The sequence below is a fragment of the Shimia sp. Alg240-R146 genome (assembly GCF_947331465.1).
GTDB lineage: Bacteria > Pseudomonadota > Alphaproteobacteria > Rhodobacterales > Rhodobacteraceae > Shimia.
The window spans coordinates 569717-589303 of the sequence record NZ_CAMZOK010000001.1 but is presented as its reverse complement, the minus strand read 5'-3'; the positions used below and the strand labels follow the sequence as shown (position 1 = coordinate 589303).

16 protein-coding genes are annotated in these 19587 nt (G+C 58.1%); 7 read left to right on the top strand and 9 right to left on the bottom strand.

The window, feature by feature from the left end:
- Entirely contained in the window at window positions 1–807 is an 807-nt protein-coding gene (locus tag PG871_RS02800; protein WP_270725730.1) for a taurine ABC transporter ATP-binding protein, read from the bottom strand.
- A gap of 121 nt (window positions 808–928) precedes the next feature.
- On the bottom strand, window positions 929–1924 hold the full coding sequence (locus PG871_RS02795) for a taurine ABC transporter substrate-binding protein (RefSeq protein WP_270725729.1): 996 nt from the start codon (window positions 1922–1924) through the stop codon (window positions 929–931).
- 403 nt (window positions 1925–2327) lie between these two features.
- Between PG871_RS02795 and PG871_RS02790 the strand changes: the two genes are divergently transcribed.
- From PG871_RS02790 to xsc, 3 genes are all read left to right on the top strand, one after another.
- On the top strand, window positions 2328–3728 hold the full coding sequence (locus PG871_RS02790; RefSeq protein ID WP_270725728.1) for an aminotransferase family protein: 1401 nt from the start codon (window positions 2328–2330) through the stop codon (window positions 3726–3728).
- Window positions 3729–3818: 90 nt separating this feature from the next.
- Complete coding sequence (pdxR, locus tag PG871_RS02785; protein WP_270725726.1) at window positions 3819–5279, top strand: MocR-like pyridoxine biosynthesis transcription factor PdxR; 1461 nt, start codon at window positions 3819–3821, stop codon at window positions 5277–5279.
- 114 nt (window positions 5280–5393) lie between these two features.
- Entirely contained in the window at window positions 5394–7175 is a 1782-nt protein-coding gene (gene xsc / locus PG871_RS02780; RefSeq protein WP_270725724.1) for a sulfoacetaldehyde acetyltransferase, read from the top strand.
- 198 nt (window positions 7176–7373) lie between these two features.
- Here the strand turns inward: xsc and PG871_RS02775 are convergent, their stop codons facing one another.
- Entirely contained in the window at window positions 7374–8225 is an 852-nt protein-coding gene (locus tag PG871_RS02775) for a phosphate acyltransferase (RefSeq protein WP_270725722.1), read from the bottom strand.
- 33 nt (window positions 8226–8258) lie between these two features.
- On the opposite strand from PG871_RS02775, the gene PG871_RS02770 reads away from it, so the two are divergent.
- The 4 genes from PG871_RS02770 (at window position 8259) to PG871_RS02755 (ending at window position 14069) form a co-directional block, all read left to right on the top strand.
- Complete coding sequence (locus tag PG871_RS02770; protein WP_270725720.1) at window positions 8259–9392, top strand: citrate/2-methylcitrate synthase; 1134 nt, start codon at window positions 8259–8261, stop codon at window positions 9390–9392.
- An 81-nt stretch (window positions 9393–9473) separates the two neighbouring features.
- Complete coding sequence (locus PG871_RS02765; RefSeq protein WP_270725718.1) at window positions 9474–12284, top strand: molybdopterin oxidoreductase family protein; 2811 nt, start codon at window positions 9474–9476, stop codon at window positions 12282–12284.
- A 151-nt stretch (window positions 12285–12435) separates the two neighbouring features.
- On the top strand, window positions 12436–13197 hold the full coding sequence (locus PG871_RS02760) for a 4Fe-4S dicluster domain-containing protein (protein ID WP_270725717.1): 762 nt from the start codon (window positions 12436–12438) through the stop codon (window positions 13195–13197).
- A complete protein-coding gene (locus PG871_RS02755) occupies window positions 13197–14069 on the top strand; it encodes a dimethyl sulfoxide reductase anchor subunit family protein (RefSeq protein WP_270725716.1) in 873 nt (290 codons plus the stop codon). Before PG871_RS02760 ends, PG871_RS02755 begins: the two co-directional genes overlap by 1 nt.
- Here PG871_RS02755 and PG871_RS02750 read toward each other — a convergent pair whose 3' ends face one another.
- Genes PG871_RS02750 through PG871_RS02725 form a run of 6 tightly spaced genes read right to left on the bottom strand, consistent with a single transcriptional unit; the run spans window position 14070 to window position 19574 of the window.
- Window positions 14070–14720 (bottom strand): DUF1523 family protein, encoded by a 651-nt coding sequence (locus PG871_RS02750; RefSeq protein WP_270725715.1) that lies wholly within the window; start codon window positions 14718–14720, stop codon window positions 14070–14072. It abuts the gene before it with no gap.
- 13 nt (window positions 14721–14733) lie between these two features.
- A complete protein-coding gene (locus PG871_RS02745) occupies window positions 14734–15000 on the bottom strand; it encodes a hypothetical protein (RefSeq protein ID WP_270725713.1) in 267 nt (88 codons plus the stop codon).
- A 2-nt stretch (window positions 15001–15002) separates the two neighbouring features.
- Window positions 15003–16352, bottom strand: coding sequence for a DUF6638 family protein (locus tag PG871_RS02740; RefSeq protein ID WP_270725712.1), 1350 nt, complete (start codon window positions 16350–16352; stop codon window positions 15003–15005).
- On the bottom strand, window positions 16349–17200 hold the full coding sequence (locus tag PG871_RS02735; RefSeq protein ID WP_270725710.1) for a putative phage abortive infection protein: 852 nt from the start codon (window positions 17198–17200) through the stop codon (window positions 16349–16351). Before PG871_RS02735 ends, PG871_RS02740 begins: the two co-directional genes overlap by 4 nt.
- Before the next feature lie 55 nt (window positions 17201–17255).
- Window positions 17256–17636 carry a hypothetical protein gene (locus PG871_RS02730; protein WP_270725709.1) on the bottom strand — a complete coding sequence of 127 codons (381 nt, stop codon included), beginning with the start codon at window positions 17634–17636 and terminating at the stop codon, window positions 17256–17258.
- Window positions 17637–19574 carry an AAA family ATPase gene (locus PG871_RS02725; protein ID WP_270725708.1) on the bottom strand — a complete coding sequence of 646 codons (1938 nt, stop codon included), beginning with the start codon at window positions 19572–19574 and terminating at the stop codon, window positions 17637–17639.
- Between the last annotated feature and the right edge of the window lie 13 nt (window positions 19575–19587).

The following is a 19587-nucleotide window of genomic DNA, read 5'->3' as shown; positions in this document are numbered from 1 at the left end:
TTATGCGGTCTCCTCGGTGCGGCCCATGATCTCTTCTTCCATGTTCCAAATCATATTGAGGATCTCTTCGCGGGTTGGCGCATATTCCGGATGTTTCTTGACCTCGCGCAGATCGGCGCCAACGCCCAAATCGGCAAATGGCAGACGGTATTCCTTGTGAATGCGCCCGGGACGCGGCGCCATCACGATCAACCTCTCCCCCAACAGCAGCGCCTCTTCGACCGAGTGGGTGATCAGAATGATCGTCTTGCCGGTCTCTTTCCAAAGCTTCAGCACAAGGCTTTGCATCTTTTCCCGCGTCAAAGCATCAAGCGCGCCCAGCGGTTCATCCATCAAGATCACGTCGGGATCATTCGCCAGACAGCGGGCCAATGCCACACGCTGCTGCATCCCGCCCGACAGTTCGTATACCATCTTTTCCTTGAAATCCTGCAGACCCACAACGTCCAGCAGATGATCGACGATCTCCGCGCTTTCCGCCTTTGGCATGCCTTTCATGTCCGGCCCGAAACTCACGTTTTCGCGGACACTCATCCATTCAAACAGCGCACCTTGCTGGAACACCATGCCGCGCTCGGCGTCCGGTCCCTGCACGGTGTGGCCGTTCATCTCGATCTGGCCTTCGGTGGGCGCAAGAAACCCCGCCACAATATTCAGAAGCGTGGTTTTGCCACAGCCCGATGGCCCCAGCACACTCAGCAACTCGCCCTGCTTCAAGTCGAGGCTCACGTCCTTGAGCGCTTGAACATGCCCGCCGCCGGGCAGATCAAATCGCATGGACAGGCTATTTATGGTTAATCCGGTCATGGTCCCTATCGGTCTTTCCGCCCATCTCTGCGGGCGCGACGGTTGCTCCGCCTGTTCTTTGGATTGATTTCAAAAAGGCCGGGCACGTCGTACGCGCCCGGCCCAACTTTCATCGCGGCACTTACATGCCTTTTGCGGATTCCAGCGGACCTGTGTTCACAGCACCGTCATAGCTGTCCAGTGCGCTCGGGATAGAACCCGCGCCTACAAATACACCAGCAACGCCGCCCATAAACTCCTGCGCTGTGCCGCCAAACCAGGCGCCGCTCAGCTGTTCGTCAATGGTCGGGAACTTAAAGGTCGCCAGCGTTGCAGCTGTGCCTTCTTCGTCCATGCCCGCGTCCTTGGCGATCACTGGCAGCATTTTCGCGTGGTTGGCCTCATCAGCCCACATTGCGTTGGCGTCTGCAGTCACCTTCAGGAACTTCGCCAGCATATCGCCTTCTTCAGCGATGAACGATGCAGGCGCAGTTGTCGCGTCAAACACCAGAATGCCCAGCTCTTCTTTTTCCGCACCGGTCAAAAGGATGTTGCCGTGCTCCATCATGCGACGCAGCGCGCCACCCCAGCCACAAGCCATGTCCAGCGAGCCTTGCGCCAGCGCTGCTGCGCCTTCTGCAGGGGCCATGTCCACAACTTCCATGCTGGCGACGTCCACGCCAAAGTGGTTCATCTGGCTCAGGAAACCATAGTGTGCAGCGGTACCCAGTGGCACAGCCACTTTCTTGCCAGCCAGCTCGCCTGCGCTCATTTTGTCGATCTCAAGACCGGACGCCACGACACAGTTGTCGTTGTCAGAGTAGCTCACAGCCACGTCGACGATCTGGATGTCCTGACCGGCGGATGCAGCAACCACGAAAGGTGGTACACCTTGGCTGACCGAAATCTGTACGTCACCCGACGCCATTGCGGCGCTCATGGCAGTACCTGTGTCAAAGCTGACCCAGTTGACCTTGGTGCCCAGGGCTTCGTCATAGGTGCCCATCTGCTTGGCATATTGGAATGGCATCGGCCACTCGAGGAAGTAGGCCACGGTGATGTCCGCGTGCGCTGCTTGAGCGCCAGCCATCATGGCTGCCGCAGCCACAGCCCCGGTCAAAGTCTGTTTCAATGTCATGTTTTATTTCTCCCGTTGTCATTTTGGTGTCGTCTGGAACTGGTTGTAGGGTCTTTTCGCCCAGCTCAATCATTCCGTCCCAACGCGCCGCCTTTAATCCGAGCGGAAATCGCACCACCGATCAATGTTTTTTTGCACCTTTGTCACAGTTATTTTACTGCCCAAAGTCACGGCAACCCTGCCTCATGCTATCATTTTTTATTTTTTAATCAATTGGTTAGATTTGATTGCGTGTGACTCAACGACATCCAAATCCCTTTTTTGGACATACATTGCCAAACCAACTGGCCCTATAAACTCGCTTGAAAATCTCGCGAGGATGGACTGCAACTAATGCTCGGACTTCGCCTGCGCAGTCCGACACTTCCAACGTCTCCGCAGATCAGTAATAGGAGGGTCCACCATGGACGGCACACTAAAAGAAAACGACCTGAGCCACGTGGTGAGCGCCGACAAGGCCCACGTATGGCACCATTTGGTGCAGCACAAGCCCTTCGAAACCAGTGATCCCCGCATCATTATCGAAGGCAAAGGCATGCGTGTCTGGGATCAGAACGGCAAAGAATACATCGACGCCGTGTCCGGCGCGGTCTGGACCGTGAACGTTGGCTACGGCCGCACTCGAATTGCCGATGCCGTGCGCGATCAGTTGGTCCGGATGCCTTATTTCGCACAGGCCGCTGGCTCGATCCCCGGCGCGCTTTACGCGGAAAAGCTGATCGAAAAGATGCCTGGCATGAGCCGCGTATATTACACGAATTCGGGATCCGAGGCGAATGAGAAGGCCTTCAAAATGGTGCGCCAGATTGCGCACAAAAAGTATGGCGGCAAGAAAACCAAGATCCTCTACCGCGACCGTGACTACCACGGCTCAACCCTTGCGGCGATGTCAGCGGGCGGTCAGGACGAACGCAACATGCAATACGGCCCCTTCGCGCCGGACTTTGTGCGCGTGCCGCATTGCATGGAATACCGCAAAGACGAGCTTGGCCTTGGTCACCTGTCCGGCCGCGACTTCGGCATTGCGGCCGCCAACCAGATCGAAGACGTGATTCTGCGCGAAGGCCCCGAGACCGTCGGCAGCCTCTGCCTTGAACCGGTCACCGCCGGTGGTGGCGTTATCACGCCGCCCGAAGGCTATTGGGAACGCGTACAGGAAATCTGCACCCAATATGACATTCTGCTTCACATCGACGAAGTTGTCTGCGGCGTAGGGCGCACCGGTACCGAATGGTTCGGCTATCAGCACTACGGCATCAAGCCAGACTTCGTGACCATGGCCAAAGGTGTGGCCTCCGGTTACGCCGCGATTGCTTGCATGGTCACCACTGAAGAGGTCTTTGACCTGTTCAAGTCCAACGCATCCGACAAGCTCGACCATTTCCGCGACATCTCCACGTTCGGCGGCTGCACTGCAGGCCCAACGGCGGCGCTGGAAAACATGGCGATCATCGAAGAGGAAGGCCTGCTTGAAAACTGCACCGCCATGGGCGCGCGCATGATGGACAACCTCAACGCCCTGATGGAAAAACACGACGTTATCGGCGACGTGCGCGGCAAAGGTTTGTTCATCGGCTGCGAACTGGTCAAGGACCGGGAAACCAAAGAGCCGGTGGACGAAGCTGACATTGGCGCCGTGGTTGCCGATTGCGGCGCGCAAGGCGTGATCATCGGCGCGGCAAACCGCTCTGTGCCCGGCCGCAACAATGTGATCGCCTTCTCACCCGCGCTGATTGTCACCGCAGCCGATATCGACGCCATCACCACAGCGGTCGACAACGCCCTGACCAAAGTGTTCGGCTGATCCTAAGGGGGTGCGCGATCTCCGCGCACCTCGCCTGATCCGAATAAATCCAGTTTGCACTCGCCATAAGTCCAGCATACGATCCTGGTCATGGCGATTTCAGTTCAAACCTTCTTTCTCTCTCCGGACTCGCAGGGCACCCTGCAAGCCCAAATTCAGCAGCTCATCGCCGAAGGTATTCTTTCCGGCCGTTTTCGTCGTGGCGAAAAACTGCCCTCGTCGCGCAAGCTCGCCACCCACCTCAACGTCAGCCGGATCACCGTGACGCTCGCCTACACCGAACTTCTCGCCAACGACTACCTCACCTCCCGCGGACGCTCCGGATATTACGTCTCCGACAATGCCCCTGTACCGCCCCGCTTCACCCCGCCCAAGCACCGCGAAGACAGCATCGACTGGACTCGTGCGCTTGGCCGCCGCTTCACCGGTGGCGACACGCCGGAAAAACCGCAAGACTGGGCGTCCTATCGCTTTCCCTTTGTTTACGGCCAAACCGACCCATCGCTGTTTGACCACGCCAACTGGCGCCTCTGTGCGCTACAGGCCTTGGGACAAAAAGACTTCACTGCGCTGACCTCGGACTACTACGACCAGGACGATCCGCGTCTGGTCGAGTTCATCGCGCGCAACACCTTGCCACGTCGTGGCATCATCGCCCGACCCGAAGAAATCCTGATCACCCTTGGCGCTCAGAATGCACTCTGGATTGCTGCTCAGATCCTTTTGACCCAACGCCGCACAGCGACAATTGAGAACCCCTGCTATCACGCCCTGCGCGACATCCTGAACCAATCTCGATGCCATGTGGAGCCTGTAAACGTTGATAATGACGGCCTTGACCCCGCGGATATTTCTGCGGAAACCGACGTTATTTTCGCAACGCCCAGTCACCAATGCCCAACCACGGCGACCATGCCGATTGCACGTCGCAAGGCCCTTCTGGAACGTGCCCGCGACATCGACGCGCTCATCGTCGAAGACGACTACGAGTTCGAAATGTCCTTCGCCGACTCACCCTCTCCCGCTCTCAAATCTTTGGACACCGAGGGGCGCGTAATCTATGTCGGCAGCTTTTCCAAATCGCTGTTTCCAGGCCTAAGGCTCGGGTATCTGGTCGGTTCCGAATCGTTCATCCGCGAGGCCCGTGCCCTGCGCGCCTCCGTGCTGCGTCATCCGCCCGGGCACATCCAACGCACGGCCGCCTATTTTCTATCCCTAGGCCACTACGATGCCCTGATCCGACGTCTTCGTAAAACCCTCAAACACCGCCGCGCAGTGATGAAGCAAGCCATTCAGGATTGTGGCCTGACCATCGCAGGCGCTGACGCTTTCGGCGGCTCTTCTTTCTGGATGCAAGCAGACCGAAACCTCGACTCACACGAACTCGCCTCTAGGCTGCAAAGTGAAAGCGTTTTGATCGAACCGGGCCAATCCTTCTTTGCCACAGAAAACCCGCCACAAAACTTCTACCGTCTTGGCTATTCCTCCATTCCGGCTGAGCGCATCCCCGAAGGCATCGCCCGTATCGCCAAAATCGAGAAAACTCTCTAATCTGGCGCTATGTTGAGAAAACATCTGGCCCTAACGCCTTTGACGTCTGACCCGTAATTTCACCTCAAAACCCGCGCGCGCGACGTGCGCTTTTCGCGATTCAGGAGATCTCCAATGAAAATGACCACCGAAGAGGCGTTCGTAAAAGTCCTGCAACGCCAAGGCATCGAACACGCCTTTGGCATCATCGGCTCGGCCATGATGCCGATCTCTGACCTGTTCCCCAAGGCGGGCATCATGTTCTGGGACTGCGCGCACGAAGGCTCCGCCGGCATGATGAGCGACGGCTACACCCGCGCCACCGGCAAGATGTCGATGATGATCGCGCAAAACGGCCCCGGCATCACCAACTTTGTGACCGCCGTCAAAACTGCCTATTGGAACCACACTCCACTTTTGTTGGTGACACCGCAAGCTGCCAACAAAACCATCGGTCAGGGCGGCTTTCAGGAAGTCGAACAGATGGCCCTGTTTCAGGACATGGTCGCCTATCAGGAAGAAGTTCGTGATCCGTCCCGTGTCGCCGAAGTCCTCACCCGTGTGATCTCGCAAGCCAAGCGCCTTTGCGGCCCGGCCCAGATCAACATCCCGCGCGATTTCTGGACCCAGGTGGTCGACATCGACATCCCCGACCCCATTGAATTTGAGGCCTCATCCGGTGGCACCTCCTCTGTGGCCGACGCCGCGGCGCTGCTGTCATCTGCCAAAAACCCCGTCATCCTGAACGGCGCAGGAACGGTGCTGTCCGAGGGCGGGATCCCCGCCTCCATCGCGCTCGCCGAGCGTCTCGATGCGCCGGTATGCGTCGGCTACCAGCACAACGACGCTTTCCCTGGAAACCACCCGCTGTTTGCCGGTCCTTTGGGCTACAACGGCTCCAAGGCAGGCATGGAGTTGATCAAAAATGCCGACGTCGTGCTGGCGCTCGGCACGCGCCTGAACCCGTTCTCCACACTGCCCGGCTATGGCATGGAATACTGGCCGGCGGATGCGAAAATCATTCAAGTCGACATCAACCCGAACCGCATTGGCCTGACCAAAAAAGTCGAAGTCGGCATCGTTGGGGACGCGGCCAAGGTTGCCACGGGCATTCTCGAACAGCTTAGCGACGACGCAGGCGACGCGGGCCGCGCCGACCGCAAGGCCACCATCGCAAAAACCAAATCTGCATGGGCACAACAGCTGTCGTCAATGGACCACGAAGACGACGATCCGGGCACCAGCTGGAACGAACGCGCGCGTGCTGACAAACCCGATTGGATGAGCCCCCGCATGGCGTGGCGCGCGATCCAATCCGCCCTGCCGCGTGAGGCAATCATCAGCTCCGACATCGGCAACAACTGCGCCATCGGCAACGCCTACCCGTCGTTTGAAGAAGGCCGCAAATACCTCGCCCCGGGCCTGTTTGGCCCCTGCGGTTACGGCCTTCCCGCCATTGTTGGCGCCAAGATCGGCCAACCCGACGTACCGGTCTGCGGCTTTGCAGGCGACGGCGCGTTCGGCATCGCGGTCAACGAGCTGACCGCCATCGGTCGCGGCGAATGGCCTGCGGTGACGCAGATTGTGTTCCGCAACTACCAGTGGGGCGCCGAGAAACGGAACTCGACACTATGGTTTGACGACAACTTTGTTGGCACCGAATTGGACACCTCTGTGTCTTACGCAGGCATCGCACAGGCCTGTGGGCTTCAGGGCGTCGTCGCACGCACCATGGACGAGCTGACCGCCGCGCTGAACAAGGCGATCGACGATCAGATGAACCACGGCAAAACCACCTTGATCGAAGCTATGATCAATCAGGAATTGGGCGAACCGTTCCGCCGTGACGCGATGAAGAAACCGGTGTCTGTCGCGGGCATCGATCCTGCCGACATGGTCCCGCAAAAGGCCAGCTAAGGCCTTGCAAGGGGGGAGAAAAACAACACTGTTGCGACCGACCGCAAGGTCGGTCTGCGCGCTTGACCACTCCCCTGTGGACCCGTTTTCTATCCCGAACTTAGGGCTGCGCCTGACTGGGCGGGCGCGTATGCGCCTGCCAAAGGGGCAGGCAGGCGCAGCCCGACTTACCGGCCGGGCAAACCGTTCAAAAACACGCTACCCCAACGCCAACGACACCGCAGTTGCATCCACAATATCGCGCACCGTGGCGCCGCGGCTCAGATCACACACCGGCTTGCGGAAGCCCTGCAAGATCGGCCCCAGCGCCTGTGCACCGGCCAATTCCTGCGCCAACTTGTATGCAATGTTGCCCGCGTCAAGCGACGGGAACACCAAGACGTTCGCATCACCATTGCCCAGCCCCTTTTTCGCGGCCACGTCTGGGCTTAGCGCCGCATCGCCTTGCACCGGCCCGACATACCCTGTCGCCTCCGCCGCTTCGCGCACTTTGTCCACGCTTGGCCCTGTGCCCGACGCTCCGGTCGAGAACGACAACAGCGCAACACGCGCGTCGCCCAGCAACGCCGCACCGCTGCGTTCGGACGCCTGCGCAATCGCGGCCAGATCCTCCGCGTTGGGATCAACGTTCAATCCGCAGTCCGAAAAAATCACTTCGCGCCCGTCCGGAAACCGCATCAGGAAAAACGAACTGGCCACCGACACACCTTCGGCCAAGCCGATGCCGATGCTCGCCGCCTCGATCACCTTCTTGGTGGAGGCCACAGCGCCCGCCACCATAGCGTCCGCTTCGCCCACAGCCACCATCGCAGCCGCCCGAAACAACGGCCGCGATAACATCCGCCGTGCCAAAGCTTCTTTCACACCGCGAGCCTCGACCAAGGCTGCAACATACGCATCCATGTTGTCGCCCAACCCGACCGGCTCGCAAATCCCGTCAGCCCGCAGTTGCTTAGCCGCTGCTGCAATCCGCGCGTCTTCCATTTCGGGCATCACAACCCGTGCATCGCGCGACTTTGCGCCTTCGATGGCTTTCTCAAGTGCTGACATGACACCTCCCAATTTTCCTCAAAGGAGACATCCGTGACCGAAAACGTCAAGATCAACCGCGGCCTCAAAGGCATCTACTTCGAACGTTCCGGCGTGTCTCACATCGACGGCGCCAAGGGCGAATTGTCCTATCGCGGCTATTCCATCCACGATCTCGCCACCAAATCCACATTCGAAGAAGTCTGTTATCTGCTGATCCATGGCGAGCTGCCCACGACCGCCGAACTGACCGCTTTTGACGCCACCCTCAAAGCAGACCGCGAATTGCCCGCTCAAGTCTATGACATCATCCGCGCCACCAAAGACGGCCACCCGATGGACGTGCTGCGCACCGCCGTGTCGGCCCTCGCCGCGCTCGAAGCTGACAGCCAGACCACCGGCCCCGAGGCATTCTTGGCCAACGGACTGCGCCTGACCTCGCAAGTGCCCATGATCATCGCCGCGCATGAACACATCCGCAACGGACGCGACCCTGTGGCGGCTGACAAAACGCTCAGCCATGCCGCCAACTGGCTCTGGATGCTCAAGGGCGAAAAGCCGTCCGAGGATGCCGCCAAACTGGCCGACGTCGATTTCATCCTGCACGCCGAACACGGCGCCAACGCGTCATCGTTTGCGGCCCGCGTCACCATAGGCACCGACACCAACCTGCACGGCGGCATTGTGACGGCCCTGTCGACTCTCGCTGGCCCCGCACATGGTGGTGCTGCCGAAGACGTGATGAAAATGGTCACCGAAATTGGCACGCCTGACAACGCCGCGGACTATGTCAAAGCCAAGCGTAAAAACCGCGAGGCTGTGACCGGCTTTGGCCACCGCGTCTACCGCGCCGAAGATCCCCGTGCGCGCCACATGCGTGACGGCGTCAAGAAACTTGGCGAAGAAATGGGCGCTCCTGAATGGTATGAAATCCTGCAAGGCGTGGTCGAGGCGATGAAGCCCTACGCCCGCCACGGCCTCAACGTGAATGTCGATTTCTACTCGGGTGTGATCTACCAGCTGCACGGCATCCCAATGGATCTGTACGTGCCTATCTTTGCCATTGGCCGCATGCCCGGTTGGATCATCCAATGTATGGACCAACAGGAAAGCAACATCCTGATCCGCCCGCTGACGCTCTACAACGGCCCTGACATGCGCCCTTACACAGCGCTGCAGGACCGATAAAATCCCAAGAATTTCCTTTGCGCTGGAACACAATTCCCGCAAAGGTATCAGTTCCGGAACACCCTGACCGAAAGACCAAGCATGACCTTTCAGCAGCCCAAGCTCGACACCTCGCCCAAAGTCTCAGACGAGGTGCGCCAGACCACCTGCTACATGTGCGCCTGCCGCTGTGGAATCAACGTGCACATGAAAGACGGCAAAGTCGCCTATATCGAGGGCAACCGTGACCACCCCGTCAACAAAGGCGTGCTCTGCGCCAAAGGCTCAGCAGGCATCATGCAGGTCAACGCGCCCTCCCGCCTGAAAAAACCCCTCAAACGCGTCGGCCCACGCGGCTCCGGCGAATATGTCGAGATCGAGTGGGAAGAGGCGATCTCAACGGCCGTGGGCTGGTTGACCGAACTGCACGAAACTGCGCCTCACAAGCTGGCCTTTTTCACCGGACGCGACCAATCGCAGTCCTTCACATCTTTCTGGGCGCAGCATTTTGGCACCCCAAACTACGCCGCCCACGGCGGCTTCTGCTCCGTCAACATGGCGGCGGCGGGCATCTATACGATGGGTGGCGCATTCTGGGAGTTTGGTCAGCCCGATTGGGATCACACCAAACTCTTTATGATTTTTGGCGTGGCTGAGGATCACGATAGCAACCCGATCAAAGCGGGCATCGGCAAGATCAAAGCGCGCGGTGCCAAGGTCATTGGTGTGAATCCTGTACGCTCCGGCTACAACGCCGTGGCGGATGAATGGGTCGGCATCACCCCCGGTACCGACGGGTTGTTTGTGCTCGCTCTGGTGCATGAATTGATGAAGGCCGGCAAAATCGACCTGCACTATCTTGCACAATACACCAATGCGCCTGTGCTTGTGGACGGCGAAACCGGTCTGCTGATGCGCGATGAGGATGGCAAACAACTGGTCATTGACCGCACCACCGGCAAGCTCACACCGTTTGACCAAAAAGGCGTGCAGCCGGACCTTTCGGCCCAATACCGCCACGCAGGTGTGACCCACAAAACCGTCATGCACCTGATGGCCGAGAAATACCTCGACCCGCAATACGCGCCTGAAAACGTCGCCGAAAAAACCGGCATCTCTGCAGCCAAGATCAAAACCATCGCAGCCGAACTTGCGCGTGTGGCCTTTGACGAAGCCTTCGAGCTGGAGCAGGAATGGACCGATTTCCGCGGCGAAACCCACAAAACCATGACCGGCCGTCCCGTCAGCTTCCACGCCATGCGTGGCATCTCGGCCCACTCCAACGGATTTCAGACCTGCCGCGCGCTGCACGTGCTGCAAATCCTTCTGGGCACCGTCGAAGTCCCCGGTGGTTTCCGTTTCAAACCACCCTACCCAAAACCGGTCGAAGCGCACCCGACTCCCCACGGCTACGGCCGCCCGGGAAAACCGCTTGCCGGGCCTCACTTGGGCTTTCCACGCGGCCCCGAAGACTTGCAGATCAATGACGACGGCACCGCTTGCCGCATCGACAAAGCTTTCACATGGGAAAACCCCATGTCGGTGCACGGCTTGATGCATATGGTGATCTCCAACGCGCACGCCGGTGACCCTTATCCGATCGACACGCTGTTCATGTATATGGCCAACATGTCGTGGAACTCCTCGATGAACACATCGGGTGTGATCAAAATGCTGACCGACCGCAACGAGGACGGCCGCTACAAGATCCCGCGTATCATCTATTCCGATGCGTATAGCTCAGAAATGGTCGCCTACGCCGACCTGATCCTGCCCGACACCACCTATCTGGAACGCCACGATTGTATCTCGCTGCTGGACCGCCCTATCTGCGAGGCCGACGGTGCCGCCGATGCTATCCGCTGGCCCGTGGTCGAACCGGACCGCGACGTACGGGGTTTTCAGTCGGTGCTCATTGAACTTGGCGCCCGCATCGGCTTGCCGCATTTCCTCAACGAGGATGGCACGCCCAAATGGAAAGACTACGCCGACTACATCGTGAACCACGAACGACGCCCCGGCGTAGGACCTCTCGCGGGTTTTCGGGGTGAAGACGGCGACCAGTTCGGACGAGGCGAAGTCAATCCGGACCAATTGGACCGCTACATCGAAAACGGCGGCTTCGCCATCCAACATGTGCCAGATGCTGCGCGCTACATGAAACCGTGGAATCAGGACTATCAGGACTGGGCGGTGGAAATCGGCCTGTTTGACGCGCCACAGCCTTTCCTATTCCAACTTTACGTGGAACCGATGCGCAAATTCCAACGCGCCGCCGAAGGCCACGGGGATCGCCAACCACCGGAACACTTACGGGACCGCCTCAAAGAGGTCATGGACCCTCTGCCAATCTGGTATCCGCCACTAGAGGACGCCAGCGTCGACGCCGACGAGTTCGACGTGCACGCTTTAACGCAACGCCCAATGGCGATGTATCACAGCTGGGGTACCCAAAACGCATGGTTGCGTCAGCTGCACGGCGAAAACCCCCTCTATCTGCCCACCAAGCTCTGGCAGAAACACGGCTTCGCCGAGGGCGACTGGGCCCGCGTGACCTCCGTGCATGGCGAAATCACCGTGCCGGTCGCGCATCAGGCGGCGCTCAACGAAAACACTGTTTGGACATGGAACGCCATCGGCAAACGCAAAGGCACCTGGGCGCTCTCCGAGGACGCGCCAGAATCCAACAAAGGCTTCCTGCTCAACCACCTGATCCACGAGCTGCTGCCGCCCAAAGGCGACGGCCTCCGCTGGGCCAACTCCGACCCGATCACCGGCCAGGCCGCATGGTTCGACCTGCGGGTGAAAATCGAAAAGGCCGACGCGCCATCGGAAAGCCAACCGACCTTCGACCCGATCAAATCTCCGGTCGCCCAAGGTCCGGCTGATCTCAAATGGAAGGTGGGCAAATGACACACTCTTTCCTCTTGCCCAAAATATCCCGGGGAGGTCGCAGCTGTGCTGCGGCAAGGGGCAGCGCCCCCATGCCAGGACCCAGAAACCGCACAGTCGCGATACCGACGCGATACCGACGCGATACAGCCCCCCATCTGGAGGCCCTCTCATGACCACCCTTCCCACCTCCACCGACCGCAAACTCGGCCTTGTGATCGATCTCGACACTTGCGTCGGTTGCCACGCCTGCGTGATCTCCTGCAAAGGTTGGAACACCGAAAACTACGGCGCGCCTTTGTCGGATCAACGCCCCTATGGCACTGAACCGATGGGCACTTTTCTCAATCGCGTCCACAGCTACGAAGTGCAGCCCGAAGCCGGATCCGCCCAGACCGTGCACTTCCCCAAATCCTGCCTGCATTGCGAGGACGCCCCCTGCGTCACCGTCTGCCCCACCGGCGCCAGCTACAAGCGGGTCGAAGACGGCATTGTCTTGGTCAACGAGGACAGCTGCATCGGCTGCGGCCTCTGCGCATGGGCCTGTCCCTACGGCGCTCGTGAACTTGATCAGGCCGAAGGTGTGATGAAAAAATGCACGCTATGTGTTGACCGCATCTACAACGAAAATCTGCCCGAAGAGGATCAAATCCCCTCTTGTGTGCGTACCTGCCCTGCGGGTGCCCGCCACTTTGGCGACCTAGGTGATCCCAACTCAGACGTCAGCCAACTGGTTGAATCCAGAGGCGGTTTTGACCTGATGCCGGAAATGGGCACCAAGCCGGTGAACAAATACCTTCCGCCGCGACTCAAGGATTCATGGGATGATCAATCCCTCCTCGCTCCCATGCTCGAACCCGTCGCCGACGAGTCGCGCGGCTTCCTGAGTTGGCTCGACAAAACGCTGGACAAAATTCCCGGAGGGTCCGCCTGATGCATCCCGCCCCGTCAGTTATCATCTTTTCGACCCTCTCGGGCCTCGGCTTTGGCCTGCTCTTTTGGCTTGGCATCGATCCGTCGCCACCCACAGGCATGACCGGCTTCATCTTCTTTGCCATTGCCTATGCCCTCGCGGTGGGAGGGCTGTTGTCCTCCACCTTTCACCTCGGCCACCCTGAACGCGCCTGGCGCGCTTTCAGCCAATGGCGCACCAGTTGGCTATCGCGCGAAGGTGTCTGCGCCGTCGGCGCGCTTTGCATCCTTGGCCTCTACGCCGCCGCCCTTGTTTTCCTGAACATCCACATCGCCTTCCTAGGCTGGATCGGGGCCGCGCTTTCGGTGGCAACCGTTTTCACGACGTCCATGATCTACGGCCAACTCGCCACCGTACCACGCTGGAAAACCCCATTAACGCCAGCGCTTTACCTGACTTTTTCACTTGCTGGCGGTGCGCTGTTGTCGGGCCGCACCACCATCGCAATCGCGCTCCTGCTCTTTGCCGCCGCCGTACAACTCGCGTGGTGGCAACGCGGCGACAAAGCACTCGCCAACAGCGGCACGGACCTCGGCACAGCAACCGGTTTGGGCGACCGCGGCACGGTCCGTTCCATTGCGCATCCCCACACGTCGCCCAACTATCTGATGAAAGAATTCGTCTATGTGATAGGCCGCAAACACGCGATGAAACTGCGCGTTATTGCCTTTGGCCTTACCTTCGCGTTGCCGCTGATCCTGCTGCTTCTGCCCTTTAGCCACATCTTCGCGGCCTTGGCGGTGCTCAGCCATATCGCAGGCGTCGCAACCTCGCGCTGGCTGTTTTTCGCAGAGGCCGAACACGTGGTCGGCCTCTACTACGGCATGCGCTGATTACCGCGCCTTACCCTTGAAGGTATCAAGCCACGCGCGGAACCGTCCGCGCTTTTCTGCGATGTTGTCTCCGGCCGCTTCAAAGCTGTCGCCCATGTCCTCAAGCACCGGATCAATGCGTGCTTCGCGGAACCGCCTCCATCGCACCCAGATGGCCCAAACAAAGGCAAAAAACACAATCAGGATGGCGATATTCAACCACGGAATGAACGTCACATCCGGGCTGTCCACAGCTTTAACGCCAACCGCATTGGGATAAATCGACAAGAACTCGTTGCGCCAACCATAATGCTTGATGGCGGCCCATTGCGGCGCCTCCGCAGTCGATTTCAAATCCGCGGCTTCAGCCTGCAAATTTGATGTGTCGAACTTGAAATACGGAGGCCACCCAGCCGACGTGTCTTCATTGCGATAGACCATTACCTTGTCGTTCGGAAACTTGGTCTGAATGAAGAAAATATCGCGGTTCACGGTCGTTTCCGCATTACCCGCATCGGATTTTGCCCAGAAAATCGAGTTCTCGCCAAAATCGATCCGCTTTTCATAGGTATCCGTGACGCGCACAATGTCATTCTGCGGCAATGTATAGTGAAAGAACGCTGCCACCAGCAGCCAGAACAGCCCCCAGAAACCCCATTTTACATAGACCATCACTCGGGTCCCCCTAGTGGAAATTCATAAAATAGATCAGCGTAATAACCGCTGTCACCGGAATGATATAGACACCCCAGATCAACTTGCGACGCAAGCTGCCGTCATAATCGCGCAAACCTTCGTCGACAAAGGCCTCACGATCTCCCGTCATGCCTTCTTCGTCCCACTCAGCTTCCAGCTTGTCCCGCCGCACACCGCGCGAATACCACGACAAACAAAAGTAGATGATGGTCAGAACCACAAAGCCGACAACGGCCAATCTTGCCAGTGCAAACATCCCTATCTCCTCACCGCGCCCCAAGGTCCCACGCGGTCGATCATATCGTCACTTGCCCGCCGGCGCACCCGTGGCATTTCCAACGGTGCATCATGACCAAACAGCGCGGCCCGCGCGCCGGCTTTGTCCACCTGATATTCCCGCTCAAGGAAATCAGCAACAAAGCTCTTTTTGGTGTCAGTCCAGCCCCGATAAAGGTGGTAAAACACCTCTTTGTGGCAAATGAACAGCTGCCGGATATCTTTGGGCGCCAGTTCCGCCAGCAGCATATTCACCAAGTCCGCCTGATCCGTATCCGTCGCCCGCAGGGTATAGAAATACGCCGGATGATCACTGGAAATACGCGGCCATTTGCCTTCGTTTTCCGCCCAATCCACCATCTCGCGCAGCCCATGGTATTCTGGCGGCAACTGATCCGCGTGATTTCGCGCCAACCGTCGGATATCGCGCCGCGTTGCCCCTGTCAGGTCAACCCCCGCATCTTGTGCCGCGTCCACAACAATGAAATCCATCTTCTGGCGCAGGATCGCACTCGCATCGATGCCGCGCGCTTTGACAATCGGCTCCACCAGATCGTTGTAGTCAAAGAACTTCGCAATTTGGTTTCTGTCTTTGAAATCAAACGTGTATTTGATCGGCAGCTTACCCAAATCGCCCTTGATCCCACTGGTGATCGCCGCCGGATGCCCAACGCCGCGAAAGATATAAACCCCACCAAAATGCGCCGTCCAGAAATCCTCCTGATCAAACGCCATATGGCGCAGCGTCACCGGATTGCGCGTCACATCGCCCGTGCGTTTTGCCAGCGTGATCATGTCGGCAATCAGCACATCATCAAACCAGCCATCCTCGTCCTGCTTGAACCGATCCGCCAAAGTGCCCAGCTTTTCGGCATCCCGCAGCGTACCCTCAGTCGTGTCGGCCTCAACCGTGACCTTGCGAATATCAAACAGCCGCACGGGGTCTTGCACGGAAAACACCGAATTCACCAACTCCCCCGCCACAGAATCCCGCGCGGTTAAGGCAAACAGCTGCGGCTCGTTCTCTTCAATGAAGTGCCGCAGAATGTCGCGGCTGTTGGAGAACTTCGCATTCAACAAAGGCGCGGATTTTTGATCCGTGGTCAGCAGGATGAACTGCCGATTACAACCCCCGTGGTTGAGGTAGAGATGATCGTCCAGCTCATCGCCCACCTCGGGGGAATAGCCCGAAATATCGATGTGAAAATCGGTGAGGTTGGTGGTCTTGCCCGTCAGATGTTTGAGCGCGCGATTATAGCGCTCCACTAATACCGGCGAGGCCACCTCGATCAAGTTGCCAAACATCAAACCGCGCTCAATGAGTCGTTTCATGTTTTCACCTTGTTCGCCGGATTTTTAAAGTCACTTGCGTCCTTTAGGGGATTGTTGCCGAATGCTTTCGAATCAACTTTTTTGTAGTGATCATATTCAAGAAGTCGAACAGTCGGCAGATGTTCAAAGAACACAGCTTGCTCGCAAAGCACTTTTAAATCTGCGGATTGTCCAGAAATGACGTGGTAAAACGTCAACAACAACTCTTGATCGGACAGCCTGAACCGAATGATGTCAAAGTAAATTTTCCTGTGCTCGCTTCTTTGTTCGGCGACAAGTTTCAATACACTTTCCAGCACACGGAAGTATTGACTTAGTTCCAACTGGTGGGAGTTCCAAAACGACCTGTAGGCCAACTCCAATGCCAAATCAGGTTTATGGCCTTTCGATTGACGTTCGCGAAAATCTTTCTTGAAGCGCGTGTAGAACACGCGGAAACAATCTCTTCCCACCGTCTGTCCATGTTTTGCGGAATTTAGATCGATGTCACGGATTGCCGTTTCGATTCCATCCAAGGCAGCAAAAAAAGTATTATCAAATCTCTGCAACTCCATTTGGGAGGTCATATTCGAAAACTCTAACCTTTGCTCCCGCAGTTCTAAACTTTGAATCAGAACAGTCACAACTATCCAAACAAACGCCAAAGACCCAAAAAGCCCTGCAAAGGAGTCGCCTATCTCGTTTGGCGCCGAGTTCCATAGAACACAGAAATTGGAAGCGCATTCACTGTCAGAAGATCCAATGTGCACAAACGAAAAGGCCCAGAACAATCCAATTAAGATTGTCAAAACGTATCCCAAGACCATCGGTCCTGACTTCCAAACGTGTTTGGGGGGGGTATTTCGCATATTTATCCTCATTTCAAAGCGCCCACCAGGTCGGGCGCGACCCTCATCGCCATCATCACTGCCCCTCCAAGGCCAAATCCCGTCCGCGCCGCGCTTCCACGCCCTGCGCTTGGCCAAACCAAACCAGTCCCAAGATCGGCGCCCAGACAATCGCCGCCATCAGCGACAGCCGTGAATGCATCCAAAGTGCTGTGCCAAGCTCCGGCCTCGACCCCAGCGCCATAGCGTGCACACCGCGTGCGTTGGTCAAAACCACGGAGATCCCGTAGCCGACGCCAAACAGGATCACCGCCGACACAGCAATCCCCAGCATCACTTTGCCGTGCGACCGCGTCTCGTGATCCACCACAAAACGCGGGATCATCACCGCGAGCACGCCAAGCACAATCAACGGTAACCCCGTGTTCACAAACCCAATGCTGTCGAGCACAAACACCTAAGCTTTCCCCTCCAAATATCGCCGCTTCGCCGCCTCAGACCGCTGCATATCCCGCACCATATTCTCAATCGCGACCTCATCGGATTTGTCGGCATACCGGAATTCTGAATCCGCATAGCGGTTGATCTCCTGCACCACCATCTCTGTGGTAATCGGCACCCGCAGCTCGCCAATCATGTCTTTCTTGGTGTCGTAATCTTTCTGCAAAAACAGCTCTGGCTGCTCCATCCACGCGTCCGGCAATTCAAAGTCCATCGCCCGCACCTTCACGGCATCCGTGATGTTCTTGATCGCCCGCCCCGTGAACCGAGGATCAGCCTCTTGAATTGCCTTCAGGTACGTGCCCATCTTGGCAATGGTGTCCAGATCGCCAACCTGCCCATGCACGCGATCAAACACGTTCAGCAACCCCGCCTCATGCGGCTTGTTGTGGCTCTCAAACGAGGCCGCCACAGCCTTCTGGATCATCTGCGCTTCAAACAGCTCATGCGCGCCCAGCGCAATGTCATGGTTCTTGCCCATCAACAGCGCAAGGATGTCGATGTAATCCTCCCGCGTCTGTGGCCCGTCCACCAAGAACCGCGCCCCTGCCCGCTGGCGCAGCGCGTCGTCCACGTTCTCGGGATAGTTCGAAAACATGCCAAACGTACAGTTGCCGCGCACCACCGTATTGGCGCCCGCAAAGGCCTCCATAAAGACCGCCGTGACCTCCTGCTGACCCGCTGAACTCTGCCGATCCCCGCGCTTGCCCGCGATCTGGTCGATGTCATCAATCGTGCCAAAACCGATCACCTGCGGGTCCAGCACATTCTGCACAAAAGCTTTGGCATTCTGTCCCGACTTGCCCTGATAGCTGTCGATATTGTCGATGCCAAAGTTCTGATACCGGAACGGATAGCCCGCCACCTGACAATAGTCATTCACCAAGCCCGCCATCATCTGAATAAGCGTGGTTTTTCCCGTCCCCGGCGCGCCATCCCCCATGAAGGTAAAGATGAACCCGCCCAACTCGGCAAATGGATTGAGCCGTCGATCAAAATCATAGGCCATCAGCATCTTCGCCAGCTTCATGGCCTGATATTTAGCGATATGGTTGCCGACCACTTCGTTGGGCTTTTTGAACTGCATGGTCAGTGTGCTGCCCTTGGCCGCCCGCGCTGGCGTAAAGCCATTGATCGTCAGATCATCCGCCTCAACCTTCCAACTCGCGCCCACAAATGCCGCCAACTGCGGCGCATTTTGCGCCCGCAACGCCACCTTCTCCATCAACTGCTCAGCAAAGGCACAAACGCAAGCCACAAGCCGATCCTCGTCAGTCACCAAGGCTGCGATATCCTGATCCAACTCCCAAAGCGCGCCATGCAACGCAAGCTGCGCATTGTCCGTCAGGACCTCCTCAACCTCGCCAACCTCAACCTGTGTCTCACCCAACAAAGGCGCCAACAGAAACGACGTGGCATTGGCAAAGACATAGCTCACGGCCAAAGCCTCAGCCGCCAACAGCTCGGAAAACGACGCCTTTTTATCCGCGCCCAGCGCGCCCGCCAGATTGTCCCGCTTCAACGCGGCCAGTCCCGACGCTTCGGCGAAATTCTCACCCACCGCCAGCGCAATCGCCAAAGCCCGCCGCAGAGCATGCTGCACATTGGCCTGCGTCGGCGACACCAACGGATCGTCCCCGCCCGCGCCCTCAATCCGCTCAACCAGATGTACGCCTTCGGGCCGCGCAGTTGAGCGTGTCACCAAGCCCGGCGTGGTGCTGCGAAACCGCCTCCGCGTGCCAATCCCGCTGGACCGTTCCGGCGCCGCGGCGACCTCTCGCCCTTTCGCAATCCGAGGCGTATGATCAAAGCCGTCGAGCATCCCAACAGCCGCCTCATAATGCTTGCGAATATCCTCTTCGCGCAGCTCCATCAAATCACCGGTCACGCTCATCTATTCCACACCC